18 protein-coding genes and 1 tRNA gene are annotated in these 23254 nt (G+C 58.5%); 4 read left to right on the forward strand and 15 right to left on the reverse strand.

What is annotated here, in order from left to right:
* Positions 1 to 57: 57 nt before the first annotated feature.
* From RTM13_RS17170 to norR, 10 genes are all read right to left on the reverse strand, one after another.
* A tRNA-Ser gene (locus RTM13_RS17170) sits at positions 58 to 150 on the reverse strand.
* 314 nt (positions 151 to 464) lie between these two features.
* Positions 465 to 650 (reverse strand): carbon storage regulator CsrA, encoded by a 186-nt coding sequence (gene csrA, locus RTM13_RS17175; RefSeq protein WP_000906486.1) that lies wholly within the window; start codon positions 648 to 650, stop codon positions 465 to 467.
* Between the two features lie 242 nt (positions 651 to 892).
* The gene (alaS, locus tag RTM13_RS17180; RefSeq protein ID WP_312213585.1) at positions 893 to 3520 is read right to left on the reverse strand and encodes an alanine--tRNA ligase; all 2628 of its coding nucleotides are present in this window, start codon (positions 3518 to 3520) and stop codon (positions 893 to 895) included.
* Between the two features lie 145 nt (positions 3521 to 3665).
* Entirely contained in the window at positions 3666 to 4151 is a 486-nt protein-coding gene (recX, locus tag RTM13_RS17185) for a recombination regulator RecX (protein WP_312213587.1), read from the reverse strand.
* A gap of 70 nt (positions 4152 to 4221) precedes the next feature.
* Positions 4222 to 5286, reverse strand: coding sequence for a recombinase RecA (recA, locus tag RTM13_RS17190; RefSeq protein ID WP_312213589.1), 1065 nt, complete (start codon positions 5284 to 5286; stop codon positions 4222 to 4224).
* An 89-nt stretch (positions 5287 to 5375) separates the two neighbouring features.
* Positions 5376 to 5873 (reverse strand): nicotinamide-nucleotide amidase, encoded by a 498-nt coding sequence (pncC, locus tag RTM13_RS17195; RefSeq protein ID WP_312213591.1) that lies wholly within the window; start codon positions 5871 to 5873, stop codon positions 5376 to 5378.
* Positions 5874 to 6336: 463 nt separating this feature from the next.
* Positions 6337 to 6816, reverse strand: a complete 480-nt coding sequence (locus tag RTM13_RS17200) for a DUF2778 domain-containing protein (protein WP_312213593.1) — start codon at positions 6814 to 6816, stop codon at positions 6337 to 6339.
* Entirely contained in the window at positions 6813 to 7295 is a 483-nt protein-coding gene (locus tag RTM13_RS17205) for an Hcp family type VI secretion system effector (protein WP_312213595.1), read from the reverse strand. The genes RTM13_RS17200 and RTM13_RS17205 overlap by 4 nt, the downstream gene beginning before the upstream one ends.
* Before the next feature lie 246 nt (positions 7296 to 7541).
* On the reverse strand, positions 7542 to 8627 hold the full coding sequence (mltB, locus tag RTM13_RS17210) for a lytic murein transglycosylase B (protein WP_312213597.1): 1086 nt from the start codon (positions 8625 to 8627) through the stop codon (positions 7542 to 7544).
* Between the two features lie 34 nt (positions 8628 to 8661).
* Positions 8662 to 10194, reverse strand: coding sequence for a nitric oxide reductase transcriptional regulator NorR (gene norR / locus RTM13_RS17215; RefSeq protein ID WP_312213599.1), 1533 nt, complete (start codon positions 10192 to 10194; stop codon positions 8662 to 8664).
* A 189-nt stretch (positions 10195 to 10383) separates the two neighbouring features.
* Here norR and norV point away from each other — a divergent pair, with 189 nt between their 5' ends.
* Together norV and norW are read left to right on the forward strand one after the other, a co-directional pair.
* Positions 10384 to 11826, forward strand: a complete 1443-nt coding sequence (gene norV, locus RTM13_RS17220; RefSeq protein ID WP_312213601.1) for an anaerobic nitric oxide reductase flavorubredoxin — start codon at positions 10384 to 10386, stop codon at positions 11824 to 11826.
* Complete coding sequence (gene norW, locus RTM13_RS17225; RefSeq protein WP_312213603.1) at positions 11823 to 12983, forward strand: NADH:flavorubredoxin reductase NorW; 1161 nt, start codon at positions 11823 to 11825, stop codon at positions 12981 to 12983. Before norV ends, norW begins: the two co-directional genes overlap by 4 nt.
* Here the strand turns inward: norW and RTM13_RS17230 are convergent.
* The 5 genes from RTM13_RS17230 to RTM13_RS17250 form a co-directional block, all read right to left on the reverse strand.
* Complete coding sequence (locus RTM13_RS17230; RefSeq protein ID WP_312213604.1) at positions 12928 to 13956, reverse strand: HoxN/HupN/NixA family nickel/cobalt transporter; 1029 nt, start codon at positions 13954 to 13956, stop codon at positions 12928 to 12930. The two genes, norW and RTM13_RS17230, sit on opposite strands and share 56 nt — an antisense overlap.
* 15 nt (positions 13957 to 13971) lie before the next feature.
* The gene (gene hypF, locus RTM13_RS17235) at positions 13972 to 16194 is read right to left on the reverse strand and encodes a carbamoyltransferase HypF (RefSeq protein WP_312213606.1); all 2223 of its coding nucleotides are present in this window, start codon (positions 16192 to 16194) and stop codon (positions 13972 to 13974) included.
* A gap of 4 nt (positions 16195 to 16198) precedes the next feature.
* A complete protein-coding gene (gene fdhF, locus RTM13_RS17240) occupies positions 16199 to 18346 on the reverse strand; it encodes a formate dehydrogenase subunit alpha (RefSeq protein WP_312213608.1) in 2148 nt (715 codons plus the stop codon).
* A gap of 37 nt (positions 18347 to 18383) precedes the next feature.
* Positions 18384 to 18929 carry an electron transport protein HydN gene (hydN, locus tag RTM13_RS17245; protein WP_312213610.1) on the reverse strand — a complete coding sequence of 182 codons (546 nt, stop codon included), beginning with the start codon at positions 18927 to 18929 and terminating at the stop codon, positions 18384 to 18386.
* 133 nt (positions 18930 to 19062) lie between these two features.
* Positions 19063 to 20076: a LacI family DNA-binding transcriptional regulator gene (locus RTM13_RS17250; RefSeq protein WP_312213612.1), complete on the reverse strand. Its 1014-nt coding sequence runs from the start codon at positions 20074 to 20076 to the stop codon at positions 19063 to 19065.
* Between the two features lie 223 nt (positions 20077 to 20299).
* Here RTM13_RS17250 and ascF point away from each other — a divergent pair, with 223 nt between their 5' ends.
* Together ascF and RTM13_RS17260 are read left to right on the forward strand one after the other, a co-directional pair.
* Positions 20300 to 21748: a PTS cellobiose/arbutin/salicin transporter subunit IIBC gene (gene ascF / locus RTM13_RS17255; RefSeq protein WP_312213614.1), complete on the forward strand. Its 1449-nt coding sequence runs from the start codon at positions 20300 to 20302 to the stop codon at positions 21746 to 21748.
* An 18-nt stretch (positions 21749 to 21766) separates the two neighbouring features.
* Positions 21767 to 23191 (forward strand): 6-phospho-beta-glucosidase, encoded by a 1425-nt coding sequence (locus RTM13_RS17260; protein ID WP_312213616.1) that lies wholly within the window; start codon positions 21767 to 21769, stop codon positions 23189 to 23191.
* The last annotated feature ends 63 nt before the right edge of the window (positions 23192 to 23254 follow it).

A 23254-nucleotide genomic window follows, 5' to 3' on the forward strand; every position in this document is an offset into this window, starting at 1 on the left:
CCTCCGACCGCTCGGTTCGTAGCCGAGTACTCTATCCAGCTGAGCTACGGATGCAAATGGCGGTGAGGCGGGGATTCGAACCCCGGATGCAGCTTTTGACCGCATACTCCCTTAGCAGGGGAGCGCCTTCAGCCTCTCGGCCACCTCACCAACACGCCTCTTACGAGTGCTTCGAAGAACTTGTTTCTGCTCATCGTCGCTGCGTTGGCGCACATATTACTTTCTGGGACTTATAAGTCAAACAATTTTTCCTGCCCCTGATTCGTTTGCACACTTCGCAAACAATTTGCGCTGAAAAGGATCAAAAAGAGTGTTTTATCAGCAGAATCCTTGCCGTAGCGCAGCGTAAAGAAAGAGAGCAGAGAAATGAAAATGTCATGCAAAAGGGGGAGAATGAGAAAGAAGAGTGAAAAAAAGCAGGCTGGAAAGAGCCGCGTCTCGCCAGACGGCGAGACGCGATGATATCAGTAGCTGGACTGTTGTGATTTTTCAGCCTGGATACGCTGGTAGATCTCTTCACGATGAACAGATACTTCTTTAGGGGCGTTCACGCCAATGCGAACCTGGTTGCCCTTAACCCCTAAAACTGTCACGGTGACCTCGTCCCCAATCATGAGGGTTTCACCAACTCGACGAGTCAGAATCAGCATTCTTTGCTCCTTGAAAGATTAAAAGAGTCGGGTCTCTTGTATCCCGGCATTATCCATCATATAACGCCAAAAAGTAAGCGATGACAAACACGTAAAGTGTAAGCAGTCACGGCATCACATTCTGTTAAACGTAAGTTTAGTCGATATACACAACTTCAACCTGACTTTATCGTTATCAATAGCGTAGTGGCAAGTACGCCATAACCCAGGGGCTATGGCGTCTGCATTCGCTTTGTTTGTTATTACAGTTTTGCGCTTACCCAGCCCTTCACGCTGGCTAATGCCGCAGGCAGCGCGGCTGCGTCGGTACCACCGGCCTGGGCCATATCCGGACGTCCACCGCCTTTACCACCGACCTGCTGGGCAACCATACCAATCAGCTCCCCTGCCTTCACGCGATCGGTCACCTCTTTCGACACACCCGCAATCAGAGAAACCTTACCCTCTGCTACCGTGGCGAGAACGATAACCGCAGAACCGAGCTGGTTCTTCAGATCGTCAACCATGGTGCGCAGCATCTTCGGCTCGACGCCCGCCAGCTCGCTCACCAGCAGCTTCACGCCGTTAATCTCTTCAGCTTTATCGGAGATGTTCGCACTCTCCTGCGCCGCCTGCTGCGCTTTCAGCTGCTGCAGCTCTTTCTCCAGCTGGCGGGTTTTGTCCAGAACGGTGCGCACTTTGTCGCCCAGGTTCTGGCTGTCACCCTTCAGCAGCTGGGCAATATCCTGCAGCTGGTCGCTCTGTGTATGGAGGCTGGCAATCGCATTCTCACCGGTAACGGCTTCGATACGGCGAACGCCTGCCGCCGTGCCAGATTCAGACACGATGCGGAACAGCCCGATATCACCGGTGCGGGAGGCATGAGTACCGCCACACAGCTCGGTAGAGAAGTCGCCCATGCTCAGCACGCGTACGCGCTCGTCATACTTCTCGCCAAACAGCGCCATTGCGCCTTTGGCCCGGGCGTCTTCCAGATCCATAATCTGGGTTTCGATCGGCAGGTTACGACGGATCTGGGCATTAACCAGATCTTCTACCGCGCGGATCTCCGCAGGCTTCATCGCCTCAAAATGGGAGAAGTCAAAGCGCAGCACCTTGTCGTTCACCAGCGAGCCTTTCTGCGCCACGTGGGTGCCCAGCACTTCGCGCAGCGCGGCGTGCATCAGGTGCGTCGCAGAGTGGTTCAGGCGGATACGTTCGCGGCGGGCTTCATCCACCTCGGCCTTAACGCCGTCGCCCACTTTCAGGGAGCCGGATGCCAGCTTGCCCTGATGACCAATCGCCTGGCCATACTTCTGGGTATCGGTCACGGTAAAGGTGAAGCCGTTACCTTTCAGCTCGCCCTTGTCGCCAACCTGGCCGCCGGATTCCGCGTAGAACGGCGTAGCGTCAAGAATGACTACTGCCTCCTGCCCTGCGCCAATGGTGTCGACGGACTGGCCTTCGACAAACAGCGCGGTCACCTTGCTGGTCAGCTCCAGGCTGTCGTAGCCTTTGAATTCGGATGCGCCTTCAACGCGGATCATCGCGTTGTAGTCTGCGCCAAAGCCGCTGGATTCACGGGCGCGGTTGCGCTGCGCTTCCATCGCGGCGTTAAAGCCCTTCTCATCAACGTTGATGCCATGCTCGCGGCAGACGTCGGCGGTGAGATCCACCGGGAAGCCGTAGGTGTCATACAGACGGAAGGCGGTCTCACCATCCAGCGTATCGCCGGTCAGCTTCGCCAGCTCTTCGTCGAGCAGCGCCAGGCCACGCTCCAGCGTGCGGGCAAACTGCTCTTCTTCGGTTTTCAGGGTCTGCTCAACCTGCGCCTGCTGGCTCTTCAGCTCTTCGCCTGCCGCACCCATCACGTCGATCAGCGGCGCAACCAGCTTATAGAAGAAGGCCTCTTTCGCGCCGAGCATGTTGCCATGACGAACCGCGCGACGAATGATGCGGCGCAGCACGTAGCCACGGCCTTCGTTCGACGGCAGCACGCCGTCGGCGAGCAGGAACGCACAGGAGCGGATATGGTCGGCGATCACGCGCAGAGATTTGTTGTTCAGATCGGTTGCACCGGTCACTTTCGCCACGGCAGCGATCAGATCGCGGAACAGATCAATCTCATAGTTTGAGTTGACGTGCTGCAATACCGCCGCAATACGCTCGAGGCCCATACCGGTATCCACCGACGGCTTCGGCAGCGGCTCCATGGTGCCATCGGCCTGGCGGTTGAACTGCATAAAGACGATGTTCCAGATCTCAATGTAGCGATCGCCGTCTTCGTCCGGGCTGCCCGGAGGACCGCCGGCGATATGTGCGCCGTGGTCAAAGAAAATCTCGGTGCACGGGCCGCACGGGCCGGTATCGCCCATCTGCCAGAAGTTATCAGAAGCGTAGGCACCGCCTTTGTTATCACCAATGCGGATGATACGTTCGCGCGGGATACCCACCTCTTTTTCCCAGATTTCGTAAGCTTCGTCGTCGGTTTCGTAGACGGTTACCCACAGGCGATCTTTCGGCAGGTTAAACCAGTTTTCACCGGTCAGCAGTTCCCATGCGTACTGGATAGCATCGTGTTTGAAATAGTCGCCAAAGCTGAAGTTACCCAGCATTTCGAAGAAAGTGTGATGGCGCGCGGTGTAACCGACGTTTTCCAGATCGTTGTGTTTACCGCCCGCACGCACGCAGCGCTGCGCGGTCGTTGCGCGGGAATAATTACGCTTGTCGAGACCAAGGAAAACATCCTTGAACTGGTTCATCCCGGCGTTAGTAAACAGCAGAGTTGGATCGTTGTTGGGTACCAGGGAGCTGCTTGCAACAACCTGATGACCTTTACTATGGAAAAAATCGAGAAACGCCTGACGGATCTCAGCGGTGCTCTTGCTCATAATTATCCTGAAATCAAGCTAACGAAATGTCGTAGCGGACGTTTCTCCCTGTTACAGGCAACGACCAGCTACTGGAAAAAGTGGGAATAAGATAAGTTTTCTTGACTGCGAAGTAAAATCCCGTATGCAGCCAGGCCGTAAAATTTCACCAAAGTTCTTTAATATCCTCCATCAGGAACCCCCGATAGAGTAAAAAACGCTGTACTTTTACCTTCTCAGCAAAGACCGCTGGCAGCGGATCGCCATATTTTCGCTGCGCCTGCTCGCGGGCAATCTCAATCCAGTCGATATCGCATTCGCGCATTGCCTCTTCACCCGTTTCCCGGTCTATCCCCTTTTGGGTCAGCTCCTGACGGATACGTGCCGGACCATAGCCTTTACGGCTGCGGCTGGCGATAAACTGGCGGGCAAAGCGGGCATCGTCAAGATAGCGGTTTTCATAGCACCAGTTCACGACGTTATTAATATCATCTTCGCTAGCGTCTACCGGCTCCGGTCCAGTTTTGGTCATCACCGGGGCGGTCAGCTTGCGGCGGAACTCTTGTTCGCTGTGGTCACGCATGCCGAGGATACGCATAGCGCGGTCGAGCAAGCGAGCATAAGCGGAGCGGCGGGGCGAGGTATCTGTCATGGCACACCTGCTGGATGGATAAATAGCAAAAAGGGCTGCATCGGCAGCCCTTGTTCATCACGTCAGATTATTAAAAATCTTCGTTGGTCTCTTTCGCGTTGACGTCGTTGTCATCAACCGTGAAGTCCGGCTTGGTGTCCGGGTTCGTGAGCAGAATTTCACGAATCTTCGTTTCGATCTCTTTCGCGGTTTCCGGGTTCTCTTTCAGCCAGGTAGTGGCATTCGCTTTACCCTGACCGATCTTGTCGCCGTTGTAGCTGTACCATGCGCCCGCTTTTTCAATCAGCTTCTCTTTCACGCCCAGGTCAACCAGCTCACCGTAGAAGTTGATACCTTCACCGTAGAGGATCTGGAACTCAGCCTGTTTGAACGGCGCAGCGATCTTGTTTTTCACCACTTTCACGCGGGTTTCGCTACCTACCACGTTATCGCCCTCTTTCACCGCGCCGATACGGCGGATGTCGAGACGCACGGAGGCGTAGAATTTCAGCGCGTTACCGCCGGTGGTGGTTTCCGGGTTACCGAACATCACACCAATCTTCATACGGATCTGGTTGATGAAGATCAGCAGGGTGTTGGACTGCTTCAGGTTACCCGCCAGCTTACGCATCGCCTGGCTCATCATACGTGCCGCGAGGCCCATGTGAGAGTCACCGATCTCGCCTTCGATCTCTGCTTTCGGGGTCAGTGCCGCAACGGAGTCAACCACCAGCACGTCAACCGCACCGGAGCGCGCCAGCGCGTCACAGATCTCCAGTGCCTGCTCACCGGTATCCGGCTGGGAGCAGAGCAGGTTGTCGATATCAACGCCCAGCTTGCGCGCATACACAGGATCAAGCGCGTGCTCTGCATCGATAAAGGCACAGGTTTTACCCGCGCGCTGCGCAGCAGCGATAACCTGCAGCGTCAGAGTCGTTTTACCCGAGGACTCCGGCCCGTAGATCTCTACGATACGGCCCATAGGCAGGCCACCCGCACCAAGGGCGATATCCAGCGAAAGCGAACCGGTGGAGATCGTTTCTACGTCCATAGTACGGTCTTCACCCAGGCGCATGATGGAGCCTTTACCGAATTGCTTTTCGATCTGGCCCAGTGCTGCCGCCAACGCTTTCTGTTTGTTTTCGTCGATAGCCATTATTACTCCTGTCATGCCGGGTAAAGCAGGTGATGCTCGCCGGGGATTACTGTTTTGTTGCGCTCATTATACTGTATACGCATACAGTATCAAGCTCTTTGTAGAAAATGTTGCCACAGGGTTTGCAGGGCATACGCGGTGGCCTGACGACGCACGTTTTCACGGTCACCGGCGAAGCACTCCCGCCGTGTGATCCCCTCTCCCGCCGCGCTGGCAAAGCCAAACCAGACCGTGCCAACCGGCTTGCTTTCGCTGCCGCCGTCGGGGCCAGCGATGCCGCTAATCGATACCGCATAGGTTGCACGGGCAGCCTTAATCGCACCGATCGCCATCTCAACCACCACTGGCTCACTCACTGCGCCATGCTGGGCCAGCGTCTCGGGTTTAACGCCGATCATCTGCGCCTTGGCTTCATTAGAATAGGTGACAAAACCCCGTTCAAACCAGGCGGAGCTGCCGGCAACATCGGTAATGGCTTTCGCCACCCAGCCGCCGGTACAGGACTCGGCCGTGGTCACGGTTGCGCCGCGTGCCTTCAGCGCCTGGCCTATGCGCTCGCTCAGCTGCATCAATTCACTGTCAGTCATAACCGCTCCGTAAACGGCTGAAATGAGAGAGATAAGATAGCACTTTCTCTCTTAATATGGGGACGAAGGCGGGATTTTACGAGGCCGATTCAGAAAAAAGGCCAGCGTGCGCTGACGTAAGTATCCGTCCCGCCGCCACTAGCGTCGACGATGATGCTTAAAGCCAGCCGCAGCGAAGAGGGAGAAGAGCGAGTAGAAAATGTTTACAAGTTACGCTTTCGTTTTACGTGTTGAATAATAGAAAGGAGAACAAATATAAAGCTGATATTTAGTAACAAAGCCATTACTAAAACAAAACTCATATAAACATCATTCCATGTTCCTTCATCAATAAAACCTGTGTAGAGTTTACGCACATGGTCCCATAACCATACCTCAGGAAAAAAGGCGAACACGAGTCCATACAATAGAACGTATGAAGCAGAAAAAAAGAGCCAGCACAAAATATAATTAGCAGTTTTCATTAATAGACCTGTACCGTACCAAAAGCGGTTAACGATGCCGTTACTTTTATCGTTGCTGTGTGAAGTAATGACTGCCTTAATATTTCAAATTCAGTACGACTTGGAAAGGTGATACAACCTTCACTTATTCCTCTATATCCAGCAGGATGTAGTCGAAAATGACCACGCTGAACCTGGTCAATAAAGGTCAAATCATCGATGCTGCCGTCATCACGAAACAATGCAAACCACACAGCCCGATTGGACCCGCTTATTATCGACGCAGTAAGGTCACGAAGAGGTCCGAGCGTCCCACCTTCAGGTCTGCTGACAATATAGTATCGCCCCGCTGGTAATGGCCCTGCATCCGGGACGGCAGTATCGCGCGGATTATTACGTGTCGAACCTGAATAACCAGAGTATGCGCGGAAGAAACCTACGCCAGGACAGCTTAGAACACTCATCCCCTTACCGTTGAGTCTGAATGTACATCTAATCATCTTTCATTCCATGAGTCAGAGAATATGATGTTCCCATCGCAATGTTTCCATGTAATTTTTTCATATCTTAATGAAACTGATTCGAGATGATTATGCTTTTCCATCGCAGGATTTTTTACATCGTGCATTACTGGACAAACTGCCACAACTTTTACATTCTCTAAAAACATATTAAAGTATTCAGCTTCCTGTCCATTAAAGTTGATGTTATACCACTTAATCCCTGCTGATTTCAGCGTCTGCCCTCTGGCAACAGCCTTGTATAGATATGGACTGGAAGAGTCAAACTCTTTTTCAAATGTTATTGAACTGTGCACTCTTGTTCCGGTAATTTTCCCACTATTATTATCAGTAGGCAGAAACAATCCATGAGCAAACCCTAAAATTTCAATGCTGCCCTCACGATCTTTGACATCAATGGAACCTTTAATATCCGCGCCACCATCATCTTTGAGCCATAAGTAAGCTGGGATTGCCATTGTTAATCTCCTGTCATGTATAAAGTATCGAAAGTATAAGACTACATAAAGGGAGTAATAGAGGCAAAATGTGCGCATCCATTATATTAACGTGTTTGATGATATCAGAGCGCCACCTTATTTATTTAACGTTGTGATAAATATTAAAAATAAATTATTAACGTCAATTTATTAATTCTTCTCAGCCATTGAATGAATATAGATCGAGTTATAACACTCCCCCTCCCGCAGAAGGGGGAGAAGGGATTACTGCACGCGCGCCAGCGATACCGCCTGGCCCAACTGCCAGACCGCCATTGCATAGTGGGTACTCGCGTTATAGCGGGTAATGGTGTAGAAGTTCGGCAGGCCGTACCAGTATTCATAGCCGGTACCAATATCAAGACGCAGCAGGCTCACCTGCTGATGGTTGCCCACCGGCTGCTGCGGCGTCAGGCCCGCGGCGACAAGCTGCGACACGCTGTATTTGGTTTTAAAGCCGTTCGCCAGGCCAGGCGCCTGGCCGCTAGCCGGGATCGCAACCGGATCGCCCTTCACCCAGCCATTAGCTTTGAAGTAGTTCGCCACGCTGCCGATGGCGTCAACCGGATCCCACAGGTTAATGTGCCCGTCACCGTTAAAATCGACCGCCAGCTTTTTATAGGATGAGGGCATAAACTGCCCGTAGCCCATCGCCCCGGCAAAGGAGCCTTTCAGCTCCAGCGGATCGTCCTGCTCATCACGCGCCATCAGCAGGAAGGTCTCCAGCTCGCTGGAGAAGTACTCGGCGCGGCGCGGGTAGTTAAACGACAGGGTCGCCAGCGCATCCAGAATGCGGGTTTTCCCCATCACGCGGCCCCAGCGGGTCTCAACGCCGATAATGCCCACGATAATCTCCGGCGGTACGCCGTAGACCTGCCAGGCGCGGTTAAGCGCGTCTTCATACTGGTTCCAGAATGCGACACCGTTCTGCACGTTGTCCGGGGTAATAAACTGCTTCTTGTAGCGCAGCCATGCGCCGTTCGGGCCGACAGGTGCGGGTCCGGTAGGTGCCTGGCGATCCATCAGGCGCAGGACGTAATCGAGACGCTTCGCCTGGGATAAAATTTCACGCAGCTGCTGGGGATCGAAACCATGCTTGCTGACCATTTTGTTGATGAACTGCTCTGCCGCCGGGTTATTGGCAAAGTCACCGCCTGACATGATGACATCATGCTGCGGCTGAAGCAGGAAACCGCCGGACGGCGTGCCGGTGGTGGTCGCGGCAGGCGTTTCTGTCGCTGCGGGTTTACTGCTGCAGGCAGAGAGCAAAACAAGCGCGGGAAGAAGAGTGATATAACGACGCTTAAACATGGGTTGTCCCTAATACAAATTCGACCTGAATGAATCATGGTAAATCATCTGGCTGGCCTTTCAAGCCCAGCCGTTTCGCCAGCCGGTGCAGGTTAGCTACGTCCATCTCCAGCGCCCGGGCGCAGGCGGCCCAGCTCTGGTTATGCTGCGCCAGCGTCTGGCGGATAGTCTGCCGCTGAAAATCCTCCGTCGCCTCGCGCAGATTTCTGCCCGGCACGAGGGGCGCGGCGTCCGGTATCTGCGGCAGAGGCGCATCGGCAAAGGCAAAGTGCTGCGCCTCCAGCGTGACTTCATCCCCTGCCCGCGCGGCACGCGCCAGCACGACGGCACGGTGAATAGCGTGCTCCAGCTCGCGCACGTTGCCCGGCCAGCCATACTGTAGCAGCTGTGAACGCGCTCCGCTGCTTAATAGCACCTGCGCGAGGCCAAAGCGCTGCCGACACTGCTCGCAGAAGTACCCCGCCAGTAGCACCACGTCCTCACCGCGCTCGCGCAACGGCGGCACCGCCAGCGGGAAAACGCTCAGGCGGTGGAACAGATCGGCGCGAAAGCGTCCGGCCAGCACCTCTTCCCGCAGATCGCGGTTGGTGGCCGCCAGCACCCGGACGTCAACCCGCAGACTGCGATCGTCCCCGACGCGCTGAATATCGCCATACTGCAATACGCGCAGCAGCTTGGCCTGCAATGCCAGCGACAGTTCACCAATCTCATCGAGGAACAGCGTGCCGTTATCGGCCATCTCAAACTTGCCGCTGCGGTTGCTGATCGCCCCGGTAAACGCCCCTTTGACGTGCCCAAACAGCTCGCTCTCCGCCACGCTCTCCGGCAGCGCCGCGCAGTTAAGGTAGACCAGCGGCTGGTCTGCACGCGGAGAGCCTTCATGAATAGCTTTCGCCACCAGCTCCTTGCCGGTGCCGGTCTCGCCGCTAATCAGCACGTTCAAATCCGAGGCGGCAACAATGTCGATCTCCTTTTTCAACTGCGTCATGCCCGGCGACAGGCCGATCATCCGGGTGGTGGTCACTGGCTCAAAGATCGCGGGCGCGCCTGGAAGCATATTCTGGCTCTCCAGCTGCTCTATCAGCAGGGCGTTATTGAGCGCCCCCGCCGCCAGGGCAGCAATCAGCCGCAGCTCCTCGTCGCTGAAGTTATCAAAGCGATCCGGCGACATGCCGTCGAGGGTCAGCGCACCAATCAGATGCTGCCCGGCAAACAGCGGCAGGCCGATACAGGCGTGTACCTTCAGCTCCTCCTGGCCCGGAATGAGGCCGTCGTAGGGATCGGGCAGGTCGCTATCGGCCGGAAAACGCACCACGTCGCCTGCCCTGGCAATGGCCTCAAGCCGTGGATGCCCTTCCAGAGTAAAACGCCGCCCCAGCACGTCCGGGGCCAGGCCGTCGATAGCCAGCGGAATAAACTCCCGCGCGCTGTAGCGCAGCAGCGCCGAGGCGTCGCAGCCTAAGACCTGGCGCAGGGTAACGATTAGCCGCTGAAAGCGATCCTGATGACCGATACCGCTTTGTAGCTCAATAGCGATCCCCGCCAGCACCTCAACCGAAAAACTCATCTTAACCTCGCTGTCATTTTGACAATTTATAGTGTCATATTGACAACAGCAATGATAGTCATAATGACTACCCATCTGGAGTTATTTTCTAATTATTGCTATAAATTTCAGTAAGTTAAATAATTGGCACGCAACTTGATATAAGCAAAGCATCTGAGTCAAATTAGCTTTATTCAAATTGAGGTTGCTATGTCTATTCTGGTTAAAAATAACATTCATTGGGTTGGCCAACGTGACTGGGAAGTTCGCGATTTCCATGGGACCGAATATAAAACGCTGCGCGGCAGCAGCTATAACAGCTATCTCATTCGTGAAGGCAAAAACGTGCTGATTGATACCGTCGATCATAAATTCAGCCGCGAGTTCGTGCAGAACCTGCGCAGCGAAATCGACCTTGACGCCATTGACTACATCATCATTAACCATGCCGAAGAGGACCACGCGGGTGCGCTGACCGAGCTGATGTCCCATATCCCGAATACGCCGATCTACTGCACCACCAATGCCATCGACTCCATTAACGGTCATCACCACCATCCGGAGTGGAACTTCCATACCGTGAAAACCGGCGATACGTTAGATATCGGCAACGGCAAGCAGCTGATCTTCGTTGAAACCCCCATGCTGCACTGGCCGGACAGCATGATGACCTACATGACCGGCGACGCGGTGCTGTTCAGCAACGACGCCTTTGGCCAGCACTACTGCGACGAACGCCTGTTCAACGATGAGGTGGATCAGGGGGAACTGTTTGAGCAGTGCCAGCGCTACTACGCCAACATCCTGACCCCATTCAGCCGCCTGGTGACACCCAAAATCACCGAAATCCTCGGCTTCAACCTGCCGGTGGATATGATTGCGACCTCGCACGGCGTGGTGTGGCGTGAAAACCCGACCCAGATCGTTGAGCTGTATCTGAAGTGGGCCGCAGACTATCAGGAAGACCGCATCACCATCTTCTACGACACCATGTCCAATAACACCCGCATGATGGCGGACGCCATTGCCCAGGGGATCAACGAAGTCGATCCCAACGTAGCGGTCAAAATCTTTAACGTGGCGCGCAGCGATAAAAATGAGGTATTAACCAACGTCTTCCGCTCTAAAGGCGTGCTGGTGGGCACTTCCACCATGAACAACGTGATGATGCCGAAAATTGCTGGCCTGGTGGAGGAGATGACCGGCCTGCGCTTCCGCAACAAACGCGCCAGCGCCTTTGGCTCCCACGGCTGGAGCGGCGGCGCGGTAGATCGCCTCTCTACGCGTCTTCAGGATGCCGGTTTTGAGATGTCCCTGAGCCTGAAGGCAAAATGGCGTCCGGATATTGATGCGCTGGAAATTTGCCGCCAGCATGGCCGCGACATTGCACGTCAGTGGGCACTTACTCCGTTACCTGTCACTGCCCCTGTGGCCGCAACGACACCGGACGCCAGCCCCTGTGCAACCGCCGCCGATCTGGGACCGAGCATGCAGTGCAGCGTGTGCCAGTGGATCTACGACCCAGCGAAAGGCGAGCCGATGCAGGACGTCGCTCCCGGTACGCCGTGGTGCGACGTGCCGGACAACTTCCTCTGCCCGGAATGTTCCCTGGGCAAAGAGGTCTTTGACGAACTGGCGACGGAGGTCAAATGAACCACGGCATCGTAATTATTGGCTCGGGCTTTGCTGCCCGCCAGCTGGTGAAGAATATCCGCAAGCTTGATGCGAACGTGCCGCTGACGCTGATTGCAGCCGATAGCATCGACGAGTACAACAAACCGGACTTAAGCCACGTAATCAGCCAGAGCCAGCGTGCAGACGACCTCACCCGCCAGGCGGCGGGTGAGTTTGCCGAACAGTTTAACCTGCGGCTGTTTCCCTGGACCTGGGTGACCGATATTGACGCCGCCGCGCACGTGGTGAAAGCGGGTCAACAATCCTGGCAGTACGATAAGCTGGTGCTGGCGACGGGCGCATCCGCCTTTGTGCCGCCGGTTGAGGGGCTTGAGCTGATGCTTACCCTCAACAGCCAGCGGGAGTATCGCGCCTGTGAAACCGCGCTTCGCGACGCGCAGCGGGTGATGATTATCGGCAGCGGTCTGATTGGCACCGAGCTGGCGATGGATTTTTGCCGCGCCGGAAAAGAGGTTACCCTGGTTGACCAGGCGGCCAGCATTCTGCCGATGCTGATGCCGCCCGAAGTAAGCAGTCGCTTACAGCACCGCCTGACCGATATGGGCGTGCAGCTGCTGTTGAAATCGCAGCTGCAACGCCTGGAAGAAACCGCTGACGGTATCCGCGTTCAGCTGGATCGCAGCCGCAGCGTTGAAGTAGATGCGGTGGTGGCTGCCACCGGCCTGCGGGCGGAAACCGCGCTGGCGCAGCGCGCCGGAGCTGCAACGCATCGCGGGGTGAAGGTCGACAGCTACCTGCAAACCACGCAGTCGGATATCTATGCGCTTGGCGACTGCGCGGAGATTAACGACAACGTCCTGCCGTTCCTCCAGCCGATTCAGCTCAGCGCCATGTATCTGGCGAAAAACCTGCTCGGTGCCCGCGTTCCGCTTAAACTGCCCGCGATGCTGGTAAAGGTCAAAACCCCTGAACTGCCCCTACAGCTGGCGGGCGAGTCCGGACGGCGCGATCTGCGCTGGCAGATGGAAACCAGCGCTGAAGGAATGGTCGCTCAGGGGTTTGATGCAGGCGGTCAGCTCTGCGCCTTTGCGATTAGCGAGGATCGCATGAAAGAGGCGTTTACTCTGCTGAAGCAGCTCCCGCCAGCGAGTCATAACCCCGCACCCGGTAGTTAACGATCGAGGCTAGCCAGCAAAGAATAAAGATCGCCACCACGATAAAACCGGCGTCGCCGAGGTTGTCGTTCAAGGTGGCGATGGCGTCCCACACGCCGCCGCTCAGCGCGAACTTATCCACCAGCAGCCCCAGCGCTTCCAGCCCGCCGATAAACAGCGCCACCACCACTGAGGTACCGGTGATGGTCATGTTGTAGTAGAGCTTGCGCTGGGGTTTAGCGAAGGCCCAGCCGTAGGCGTTGACCATCAGCAGGTTATCCAGCGAATCCACCAGCGCCATGCCGCTGGCAAACAGCGCCGGGAAGACCATAATCGACCAGATAGAGATGCCGTTAGAGGCGCTGGCGGCGGAGATCCCCAGCACGCCAATCTCCGTTGCGGTATCGAAGCCGAGACCAAAGAGAAAGCCTACCAGATACATGTGCCAGCTCCGGCCTACCAGGCGAAAGGCGGCGCTAAATAGCCAGTGCATCACCCCACCCGGCGTGGCGCTTTCGGCATCCACCGGTTTACCCTGCTTCAGCGCCTGGAAGCTGCGCCATACGCCGCGCAAAATCACCAGGTTTACTAGCGCCATTGCCAGCAGAAAGATGGCCGACACCGCGGTGCCAATCATGCTGCCGGTTTCGTGAAACCACGCCATCCGATGCTGAAACGCTGCCGCCGTGGCAGCAATGGCCACCGAGGCGAGCACGACGATGCTGGAATGACCCAGAGAGAACCAGGCCCCGACGCCAAACGGGCGTTTGCCCTGCTGCATCATTTTGCGCGTCACGTTATCGATGGCGGCAATGTGATCCGCATCGACCGCGTGGCGCAGGCCATATCCCCACGCCAGCAGGCTGGCGGCCATCAACGCCGGGCTGCTGGCAAAGGCGTGCCACGCCCAGCCCCAGGCCAGCAGGTTAGCCATAATCAGCCCCAGCATCAGCAGCGCCGCACGCGGCTCGCTGCGTAAAACTCGCATCAACATTATCAGATTCCTTATTTATAAAAGTCTGGCGGCGGCGATGGCCGCCTGCCCAAAGGCAATGGCTCCGTCTCCCGCAGGCAGCCTGCGAGGAAACAGCAGCGTAAAATCGCGCAGATAGATGTTCAGGCGGGCGCGCAGGAGTCGGTTATGGATCACCCCGCCGCTAAAGCAGAGGGTGCGGATCCCATGCGCATCGGCATGCTGCCGCATCAGCTCAGCCAGGCCCTGAGCCAGCGCGTCATGAAAAGCCCACGCCCGCTCGTGCGGTTCCGCCTGCCAGCCCAGCAATTGCTGCCAGAAGCGCGCCAGATCGAGCCTGCCCTCGTGCAGCGGCAGGGTGAGCGGATGCGCTACGTCAGGGCAGCGTTCAGCCAGCGCCTCCAGTCGACAGGCCGCCTCCCCCTCGTAGCTCAGGATCGCCGGGGCGCACCCCAGCGCACAGGCCACGGCGTCAAACAGCCGTCCGCAGGAGGAGGCCAGCGGCGCATTGATACCGCGCACAATGGCCCGCGCCAGCGGCTGCCAGTTCTGTGTCTGCACCGGCTGGGTTTCCGGGTAGCGCTGCCAGTCGGGGACAAACGCCAGGCAGTGGGCCAGCAGGTTCCGCCAGGGCTGCTGCGCGGCCAGATCGCCACCGGGGAGCGCGACGGCGGGTAGACCGCCCAGATGCTCACACTCGCGGTAGTTCACCCGCAGGCACTCCCCGCCCCATAGTGCGCCATCAGCCCCCATGCCGATGCCGTCCAGCGTCAGGGCGATAACGTCCCCGCCCGTCAGCGGCCAGCCGTGTTCGGCCAGGCAGGCCGCCGCATGGGCGTGATGATGCAGCACCTGCGTGATCGGCAGCCCGCGCTCTTCTGCCCACTGGCTGGATCGGTAACCCGGATGGGCATCGCAGACAATCTGGCGAGGAGAGAAGTTATAGATGGACTGCATCAGATCCAGCGCCTGTCGCCACTGCGCCTCGACGCCCTCGTCGCCAAGATCGCCGAAGTGCTGGCTCATCACCGCCTGCCCGCCGCGCACCAGGCAGAAGGTATTTTTCATATCCGCGCCCATGCAGAGCAGCGGCGGCACATCGGTAAAGCCCGGCGGCAGCGGCAGCGCGTCCGGCACAAACCCACGCGAGCGCCGGAGCATCTCCCCGTCGGGCCGCATGACCGAGTCGTCCATCCGCTGGACGATATCGCGGTTATGCAGCAGGAAACCGTCGGCGATGGCGGCGAGATCCCGCTGCGCCTCGTCGTTGCTTAACGCCGGTGGCTTACCGCTGAGATTGCCGGAAGTCATCACCAGCGGGCGGTTGAGGCTCTGCATCAGCAGATGCTGGAGGGGATTGGCGGGCAGCATGACGCCCACCTCGTTCAGCCCCGGCGCGATAGCCGCGTCCAACTCGGGCAGCAGGGTTTTATCCATCAGCACTACCGGCGCGGCCGGGGTCTCCAGCGCCGCGCGAGCCGACTCAGGGAGGTTCTGCGACCCGGCGATCATCACCGCCAGCGGCCTGGCCGGACGACGCTTGCGCAGCCGCAGACGCGCTACCGCCTGCGGGTTATATGCGTCGCAGGCGAGATGAAAGCCGCCGAGGCCCTTCACCGCCACGATGCCGCCTGCATCCAGCGCCGCCGCCGCCGCCCTCAACGCCGCCTCTCCTGCCAGCGTCTCGCCCGCCGCGTGCCACGCCAGCTGCGGGCCGCACTCCGGGCAGGCCACCGGCTGGGCGTGAAAGCGGCGATCCGCCGGGTTGCGATACTCCGCCTCGCAGGCCGGACAGAGCGGAAAAGCCGCCATGGCGGTCTGCGGGCGGTCATAGGGCATAGCGCGGATAATGGTCATCCGCGGCCCGCAGTGGGTGCAGTTGACGAAGGGGTAGCGATAGCGGCGATCCGTGGGATCGTTCATCTCCGCCAGGCAGGCCGGACAGGTAGCCGCATCCGGCACGATCTGGGTATCCATTCCGCCCCCCGCGCTGGGCAGAATAGTGAACGCCACAGGATGCTGCGGCCAGTGAAACGGCACGGCGTCGGTCTGGTCGATACGCGCCAGCGGCGGGCAGGCCTGCCGCATCTGCGCCATAAACCCGCCCTCCTCTCCCCAGAGCCGCACCACCACGCCCTGCCCGTCGTTACAGACGTCGCCGGTACGCTGGAGCCGCTGCGCCAGCTGCCAGACAAAGGGGCGGAAGCCCACCCCCTGCACTTTGCCCCGCACGCGGATAAGGACGCCGCTCTCGCTCATGCCCCTACACCGCCGCGTCGCGCAGGCGGGTTTTCATCGCCTGATAGCTGGTCTGGGTATAGTTTTCTGCCCAGGGCTGATCGGCAATGGCACTGACCTTCACCGCGCAGTACTTGGTCTCCGGCGTTTTGGAGATCGGATCAAGGTTGTCCTGAGTGAGCTCGTTGCAGGCTCCAATCCACCACTGATAGGTCATGTAGACGCTACCGCGATTAATGCGCTTGTTCACGTCGGCACGGCTGATCACCTTTCCGCGCCGGGACTCGACCCACACCAGCTGCCGGTCATGAATGCCCAGCGCCTGCGCATCGTCCGGGTTGATCTGCACAAAGCCCGGCTCGTCGGCGAGAGTTTGCAGCGCCGCGCAGTTGCCGGTCATCGAACGGCAGGAGTAGTGCCCCACCTCACGCACGGTGCAGAGCACCAGCGGGAAGTCGGCGTCCGGCACTTCAGCGGGCGCGCGCCATTGCGCCGCAAACAGGTGCCCTTTGCCGTCCGGGGTATCGAACCTGTTGCCCTGGTAGAGGTAAGGCGTACCCGGATGATCCAGGGTTGGACAGGGCCACTGCACGTGCCCCATATCGCCCATCTTCTCATAGGTGACGCCGTAGAAGAGCGGGCACAGCTCGCGCAGCTCATCCCAGATCTGCTGGTTGCTGTCGTAGTGCATCGGGTAGCCCATCTCGGTGGCGATCAGGCTGATGATCTCCCAGTCGCGTTTGACGTTGTACTGCGCCTCCACCGCCTTCTCGAAGCGCTGGAAGCCACGATCGGCGCAGGTAAAGACGCCCCCGTGCTCGCCCCATGAGGTTGCGGGCAGCAGAACATCCGCCTGCTCGGCGGTTTTGGTCATAAAGATATCCTGCACCACCACGAAGTCGAGGGCCTCGAAGCCCTTGCGCACCAGGCCCAGGTCGGCTTCGGTCTGCAGCGGATCCTCACCCATGATGTAGTAGGCTTTGACCTTGCCCTCCAGCGCTAGGTGCGGCACTTCGGTAATACGCACCCCGACCTGGTCGTCCATATCCGCAGCGTTGATTCCCCAAGCCCTGGCGAATTTCTCCCGCACCGCCGGATCCACCACGTCCTGGTAGCCAGGGAACTGGTTGGGGATCACCCCCATATCGCACGCCCCCTGGACGTTGTTCTGCCCGCGCACCGGCCCGACGCCGACATGCTCCCGGCCCAGATTGCCGGTGAGCAGCGCCAGGCTCGCCAGCCCTTTCACCACGTCCACCGCCTGGCCGAACTGGGTGACGCCCATGCCCCACATGATGGTGGCCGACGGTGCTGCCGCGTAGGTGCGCATTGCCTGGCGGATCTGCTGGGCGCTGACCCCGGTCAGGTGCTCAACCGCCTCGGGCGCATAGTCTTTAACCACCTCACGATAGGCATCGAGGCCGCTGGTAAAGCTGGCCACGTACTCCCTGTCGTACAGCTCCTCCTCCAGCAGCACATAGCCAAAAGCGTTGACCAGCGCCATATTGCAGCCGTTGTTGATCTGCAGATGCTGATCGGCAATGCGCGCGGTTTCGATCCGGCGCGGATCGCAGACGATGATCTTCGCTCCGTTCTGTTTGGCTTTGATCACCCGGCGGGCAACGATCGGATGCGAGTCGGCGCAGTTGTAGCCGAACACCAGCAGGCAGCGGGAGTGTTCAATATCGCCGATGGAGTTGCTCATCGCCCCGTTGCCGAGCGCCTCCTGCAGGCCCGCTACCGACGGGCCGTGGCAGACCCGGGCGCAGCAGTCGACGTTGTTGGTATGCAGCACGCCGCGGGCAAACTTCTGCATCACGTAGTTGGTTTCGTTGCCGGTACCGCGCGAGGAGCCGGTGGTCATGATCGCCCGGCCGCCATATTGGGCCTTGATCTCCCCCAGCCGTTTTGCGGTGTAACGAATGGCTTCATCCCAGCTTACGGGCGTAAGTTTGCCGCCTTTCTGGTAGCGGATCATCGGCTGGGTCAGGCGCGGCGTCAGGAGTTTCGTATCGTTAAGGAAATCCCAGCCGTAGTAGCCCTTCAGGCAGAGCTGATTCTGGTTAGTGATGCCTTCCGCCGCTTCGGCACGAATAATTTTGTTGTTATCGACTACCAGCTTCAGTTTGCAGCCTGCGCCGCAGTAGGGACAAACGCTCGTAATTTTTTTCATCAGTAACAGACCTGTTAAAAGTTGAAATGCTGTTCAGTTAAAAGAGAAGTGAGGCGGCGGTATCGAGGGCCGCGCGGCGGCGTTTCTCGGCGCTGAGCTGCTCCAGACGTGCCCTGTCGACGCAGACCAGTGCCTCGGTAGGACAGACCTCCATGCAGGCGGGACCGGCTTCGCGGGTGTGGCAGAGGTCGCACTTGTTGGCCTCGGCTTTCTCCGCTCGCACGTTCAGGCCCGCGCCGCTGTTGCGGACCACCGGGCGCACAACGACTTCCATCGCACCATAGGGGCAGGCGACCACGCAGGTTTTGCACCCAATGCAGCGCTCCTGCATGACGTTAACGAAGCCCTTATCCCGGCTGATAGCACCATTGGGGCAGACGTTGGCGCACGGGGCGTCCTCGCACTGACGGCACAGGGTTGCGGTAGAGACGTTCACGCCTTTAATAACGTGAATACGCGGCAGGAAGGTGTCGGGGGTTAAAGAGGCACAATCGTGTTGCGCCTGATGGGAAACCACGCAGGCAACTTCACAGGTACGGCAGCCAATACATTTACTGGCGTCGGCCATGATGAAACGGTTCATCAAATTCTCCAGCATTAACGGTAGTGTGCCGGAGTATTCACGAATCGTGCCAGAGTTTATTCTATTGATTTATAACGTTTTTAAAACAAGAGAAAACTGTCATCGACACTTGTGACGATGACAGCTGTCGACGTCAGACGTGCGGACCGTGGCTAACGGAGCCGCGCAGGATCAGCTCGCCGGTAAAGGGTGGCTGGGTCGTGAACTCCCCGCCATCAAGCATAAAAATAAGGCGGTTGATGGTCTCTTTGATCATCTCTGTTACCGGGATTTTGACGCTGGCCAGCGGCGGGACGGTATAGGGGGCGATGGCAATATCATCGAAGCCAATCACCGAGACCTGCTCCGGGACGGGAATGCCGCTGCTGTGCAGCTGGCTAATGGCCCCAATCGCCATGTCGTCATTGCTGGCTACCAGCGCGCTGAAGCGCACCCCGCGCTCCAGCAGCGTCGCTACACCTGCCGAGCCGCTGGCGGGCGTCCACTTGCCCTCGACAATCAGCTCGTTGCGCACCGCCACGCCATGGCGCTCCAGCGCCTCTTTATAGCCGGAGAGACGCTCGTTACCGGTAGGCGAGTCAATGGAGCCGGTGATGAAGGCGATATCCCGATGCCCCTGGGCCAGCAGCGTCTCTACCGCCGCCAGGCTGGTGCTTTTCTGGTCGCAGTAGACGCAGTGGCTGCTGTTTTTACGCAGCCGCCGGTTGAGCACCATAATGGGCTGAGTGTGGCCGTCGATGATCGTGTCGATCTCGTCGACGCTGAGAAAGCGCGGGTAGATCACGATCGCATCGCAGCGCAGATCGAGCAGATACTGGATCGCCTGCCGCTCTTCGTCAGCGCTGTGTTTGCCGTCGGCAAGGATCAGCTGACGACCGCGATCCTCCGTCATCCGCGCCGCATGGAACAGCAGCTCGCTAAAGTAGACCCCATGGTAGAGGGTGTTGGTCACCACCAGCCCGAGGGTCTGGGTGGTTTTCGCCGCCAGGTTACGCGCCAGCAGGTTAGGCCGGTAGCCGCTCTCCTCGATCGCCCTGAATACGCGCTCCTTCGTTTCCTGGCCGACGTAGCCGTTGCCTGACAGCACGCGGGATACCGTCGCCTTCGATACCCCTGCCCGCTTCGCTACCTCCAGCATCGTGGTCATGATTGCTTTCCTTTCATTAGCATATCCGCAGTTTACTGCACTACCGGCGGATTTGCAGGGCTTTACCCATTGCGATCTTCAGTGATCCGTTTCACGGTTCTAAACATCCGCCATTGAATATAAAAATGAAACTCAGCATGATTTTGTGGAACCGGTTTCCTACATCACGTCTCACCTTTTGCGGTGCAGGCGTAACCCCCTACTAAAACAGGATACAAATCCGATGGCCAAAAACTATGCCGCGCTGGCGACGACCGTGGTCACCGCGCTGGGCGGAGCGGACAATATCGCCGCCGTCACCCATTGCATGACGCGCCTGCGTTTTGTGGTGAAAGATGAGACGCAGATCGACAGCGCCACGCTGAAAAGCACCCCCGGCGTGATGGGCGTGGTGCGCAGCGACAGCCAGTGCCAGGTGATCATCGGTAATACGGTGTCGCAGGCCTATGCCGAAGTGGTGCGCCTGCTGCCGGCCGATATGCAGCCGGTGGCAGACACCGGGCCGCAAAAGCTGACCCTGCGGCGCATTGGCGCGGGCATTCTCGACGCGCTGATCGGCACCATGTCGCCGCTGATCCCGGCGATCATCGGTGGCTCGATGGTCAAGCTGCTGGCGATGATCCTTGAGATGACCGGCGTGCTGGAGAAAGGCTCCTCCACGCTGACGATCCTCACCGTGATTGGCGACGGGGCCTTCTTCTTCCTGCCGCTGATGGTGGCCGCCTCGGCGGCGGTGAAGTTTAAAACCAACATGTCGCTGGCGATTGCTATCGCCGGGGTGCTGGTGCATCCGAGCTTTATCGAGCTGATGGCGAAAGCGGCCCAGGGCCAGCAGGTAGAGTTCGCCCTGGTTCCGGTGACGGCGGTGAAGTACACCTACACGGTGATCCCGGCGCTGGTGATGACCTGGTGCCTCTCCTGGATCGAACGCTGGGTGGATCGCATCACCCCGGCGGTGACGAAAAACTTCCTGAAGCCGATGCTGATCGTGCTGATCGCCGCCCCGCTCGCCATCCTGCTGATCGGGCCGATCGGGATCTGGATCGGTAGCGCCATCTCCGCGTTGGTCTACACCATTCACAGCTACCTGGGCTGGCTGTCGGTGGCGATCATGGGCGCGCTCTGGCCGCTGCTGGTAATGACCGGCATGCACCGCGTCTTTACCCCGACTATCATCCAGACCATCGCCGAGACCGGCAAAGAGGGCATGGTGATGCCGTCCGAGATTGGCGCCAACCTGTCGCTGGGCGGCTCGTCGCTGGCGGTGGCGTGGAAAACCAAAAACCCGGAGCTGCGCCAGACGGCGCTGGCGGCGGCGGCCTCGGCTATTCTGGCGGGGATCTCCGAGCCTGCGCTCTACGGGGTGGCGGTGCGCCTGAAGCGCCCCCTGGTCGCCAGCCTGATCAGCGGCTTTATCTGCGGCGCGGTGGCCGGGATCGCCGGGCTTGCCAGCCACTCGATGGCTGCACCGGGACTTTTTACCAGCGTCCAGTTCTTCGACCCCGCTAATCCAATGAGCATTGTCTGGGTCTTTGCCGTGATGGCGCTGGCGGTCGTGCTGTCGTTTGTGCTGACCCTGCTGCTGGGCTTCGAGGATCTGCCCGTCGAGGATGAGGCAGCCAAAGCACGCGCGTTGCAGGCGGCAAAGCCAGCGGCAGCGGCCCGGGCCTGATTTAACAAGAGGTAAACTATGTCTGTATTTCCAGAGGGATTTTTATGGGGCGGCGCACTGGCCGCCAATCAGTCGGAAGGGGCGTATCGCGAAGGCGGCAAGGGGCTGACCACCGTGGATACCATTCCGCACGGCGCAAATCGCATGCCGGTCAAGCTGGGCCTGGAGAAGCGCTTCTCCCTGCGCGACGATGAGTTCTACCCCAGCCACGAGGCGATCGATTTCTATCATCGCTACCGGGAAGATATTGCCCTGATGGCGGAGATGGGCTTCACCGTGTTTCGCACCTCTATCGCCTGGGCGCGCCTCTATCCCAACGGCGACGAGCTGACGCCTAACCCTGAAGGGATCGCCTTCTACCGGGCAGTATTTGAGGAGTGCCGGAAGTACAACATTGAGCCGCTGGTGACCCTGTGCCACTTCGACGTGCCGATGCATCTGGTGCGCGAGTACGGCTCATGGCGTAACCGTAAGATGGTGGAGTTTTTCACCCGCTACGCCCGGACCTGCTTCGAGGCGTTTGACGGGCTGGTGAAGTACTGGCTGACCTTCAATGAAATTAACATTATGCTGCACAGCCCCTACTCGGGCGCGGGGCTGGTGTTCGAGGAGGGTGAGAACCCGGAGTGGGTCAAGTACCAGGCGGCGCACCACGAGCTGATCGCCAGCGCGCTGGCCACCCAAATTGCTCACGAGGTGAATTCAGACAACCAGGTCGGCTGTATGCTGGCGGGCGGTAACTTCTACCCCTACTCCTGCAAGCCAGAGGACGTCTGGGCGGCGCTGGAGAAGGATCGCGAAAACCTGTTCTTTATTGACGTTCAGGCGCGCGGGGCCTACCCGGCGTGGACCGGGCGTATGTTCCGCGAGAAGGGGATCGCCATTGAGATCCTGCCCGGTGACGAGGAGATCCTCAAGCACACCGTCGATTTTGTGTCGTTCAGCTACTACGCCTCCCGCTGCGCCTCGGCGGAGATGAACGCGGGCAACACCAGCGCGGCCAACGTTGTTAAATCGCTGAAAAACCCTTGGATCGAGGCTAGCGAGTGGGGCTGGGGCATCGATCCCCTTGGCCTGCGCATCACCATGAACATGATGTATGACCGCTACCAGAAGCCGCTGTTCCTGGTGGAGAACGGGCTGGGGGCGCGGGACGAGTTCGACGCTAACGGTGAGATTAACGACGACTACCGCATCAGCTACCTGCGGGAGCATATCCGTGCCATGGGCGAGGCGGTGGCAGACGGCATTCCCCTGCTCGGCTACACCTCCTGGGGCTGCATCGATCTGGTGGCTGCCTCAACCGGCGAGATGAGCAAGCGCTACGGTTTTGTCTACGTTGATCGTGACGATCGCGGCAACGGCACGCTGGACCGCGTCCGCAAGAAGTCGTTCTGGTGGTATAAGAAGGTGATCGCCAGCAACGGGGCGGATTTAGAGTAGGTTTTTGCCGGGCGGCGCTGCGCTTGCACCGGCCTACGATCCTGTAGGCCCGGTAAGCGCAGC

The organism is Pseudescherichia sp. (assembly GCF_031979925.1).
Classification (GTDB): Bacteria; Pseudomonadota; Gammaproteobacteria; order Enterobacterales; family Enterobacteriaceae; genus Pseudescherichia.

Bases quoted from the DNA above. Each gene is read 5' to 3' on its own strand.
- csrA (WP_000906486.1), bottom strand. From the start codon at position 650: ATGCTGATTCTGACTCGTCGAGTTGGTGAAACCCTCATGATTGGGGAC.
- alaS (WP_312213585.1), bottom strand. From the start codon at position 3,520: ATGAGCAAGAGCACCGCTGAGATCCGTCAGGCGTTTCTCGATTTTTTC.
- recX (WP_312213587.1), bottom strand. From the start codon at position 4,151: ATGACAGATACCTCGCCCCGCCGCTCCGCTTATGCTCGCTTGCTCGAC.
- recA (WP_312213589.1), bottom strand. From the start codon at position 5,286: ATGGCTATCGACGAAAACAAACAGAAAGCGTTGGCGGCAGCACTGGGC.
- pncC (WP_312213591.1), bottom strand. From the start codon at position 5,873: ATGACTGACAGTGAATTGATGCAGCTGAGCGAGCGCATAGGCCAGGCG.
- RTM13_RS17200 (WP_312213593.1), bottom strand. From the start codon at position 6,816: ATGATTAGATGTACATTCAGACTCAACGGTAAGGGGATGAGTGTTCTA.
- RTM13_RS17205 (WP_312213595.1), bottom strand. From the start codon at position 7,295: ATGGCAATCCCAGCTTACTTATGGCTCAAAGATGATGGTGGCGCGGAT.
- mltB (WP_312213597.1), bottom strand. From the start codon at position 8,627: ATGTTTAAGCGTCGTTATATCACTCTTCTTCCCGCGCTTGTTTTGCTC.
- norR (WP_312213599.1), bottom strand. From the start codon at position 10,194: ATGAGTTTTTCGGTTGAGGTGCTGGCGGGGATCGCTATTGAGCTACAA.
- norV (WP_312213601.1), top strand. From the start codon at position 10,384: ATGTCTATTCTGGTTAAAAATAACATTCATTGGGTTGGCCAACGTGAC.
- norW (WP_312213603.1), top strand. From the start codon at position 11,823: ATGAACCACGGCATCGTAATTATTGGCTCGGGCTTTGCTGCCCGCCAG.
- RTM13_RS17230 (WP_312213604.1), bottom strand. From the start codon at position 13,956: ATGTTGATGCGAGTTTTACGCAGCGAGCCGCGTGCGGCGCTGCTGATG.
- hypF (WP_312213606.1), bottom strand. From the start codon at position 16,194: ATGAGCGAGAGCGGCGTCCTTATCCGCGTGCGGGGCAAAGTGCAGGGG.
- fdhF (WP_312213608.1), bottom strand. From the start codon at position 18,346: ATGAAAAAAATTACGAGCGTTTGTCCCTACTGCGGCGCAGGCTGCAAA.
- hydN (WP_312213610.1), bottom strand. From the start codon at position 18,929: ATGAACCGTTTCATCATGGCCGACGCCAGTAAATGTATTGGCTGCCGT.
- RTM13_RS17250 (WP_312213612.1), bottom strand. From the start codon at position 20,076: ATGACCACGATGCTGGAGGTAGCGAAGCGGGCAGGGGTATCGAAGGCG.
- ascF (WP_312213614.1), top strand. From the start codon at position 20,300: ATGGCCAAAAACTATGCCGCGCTGGCGACGACCGTGGTCACCGCGCTG.
- RTM13_RS17260 (WP_312213616.1), top strand. From the start codon at position 21,767: ATGTCTGTATTTCCAGAGGGATTTTTATGGGGCGGCGCACTGGCCGCC.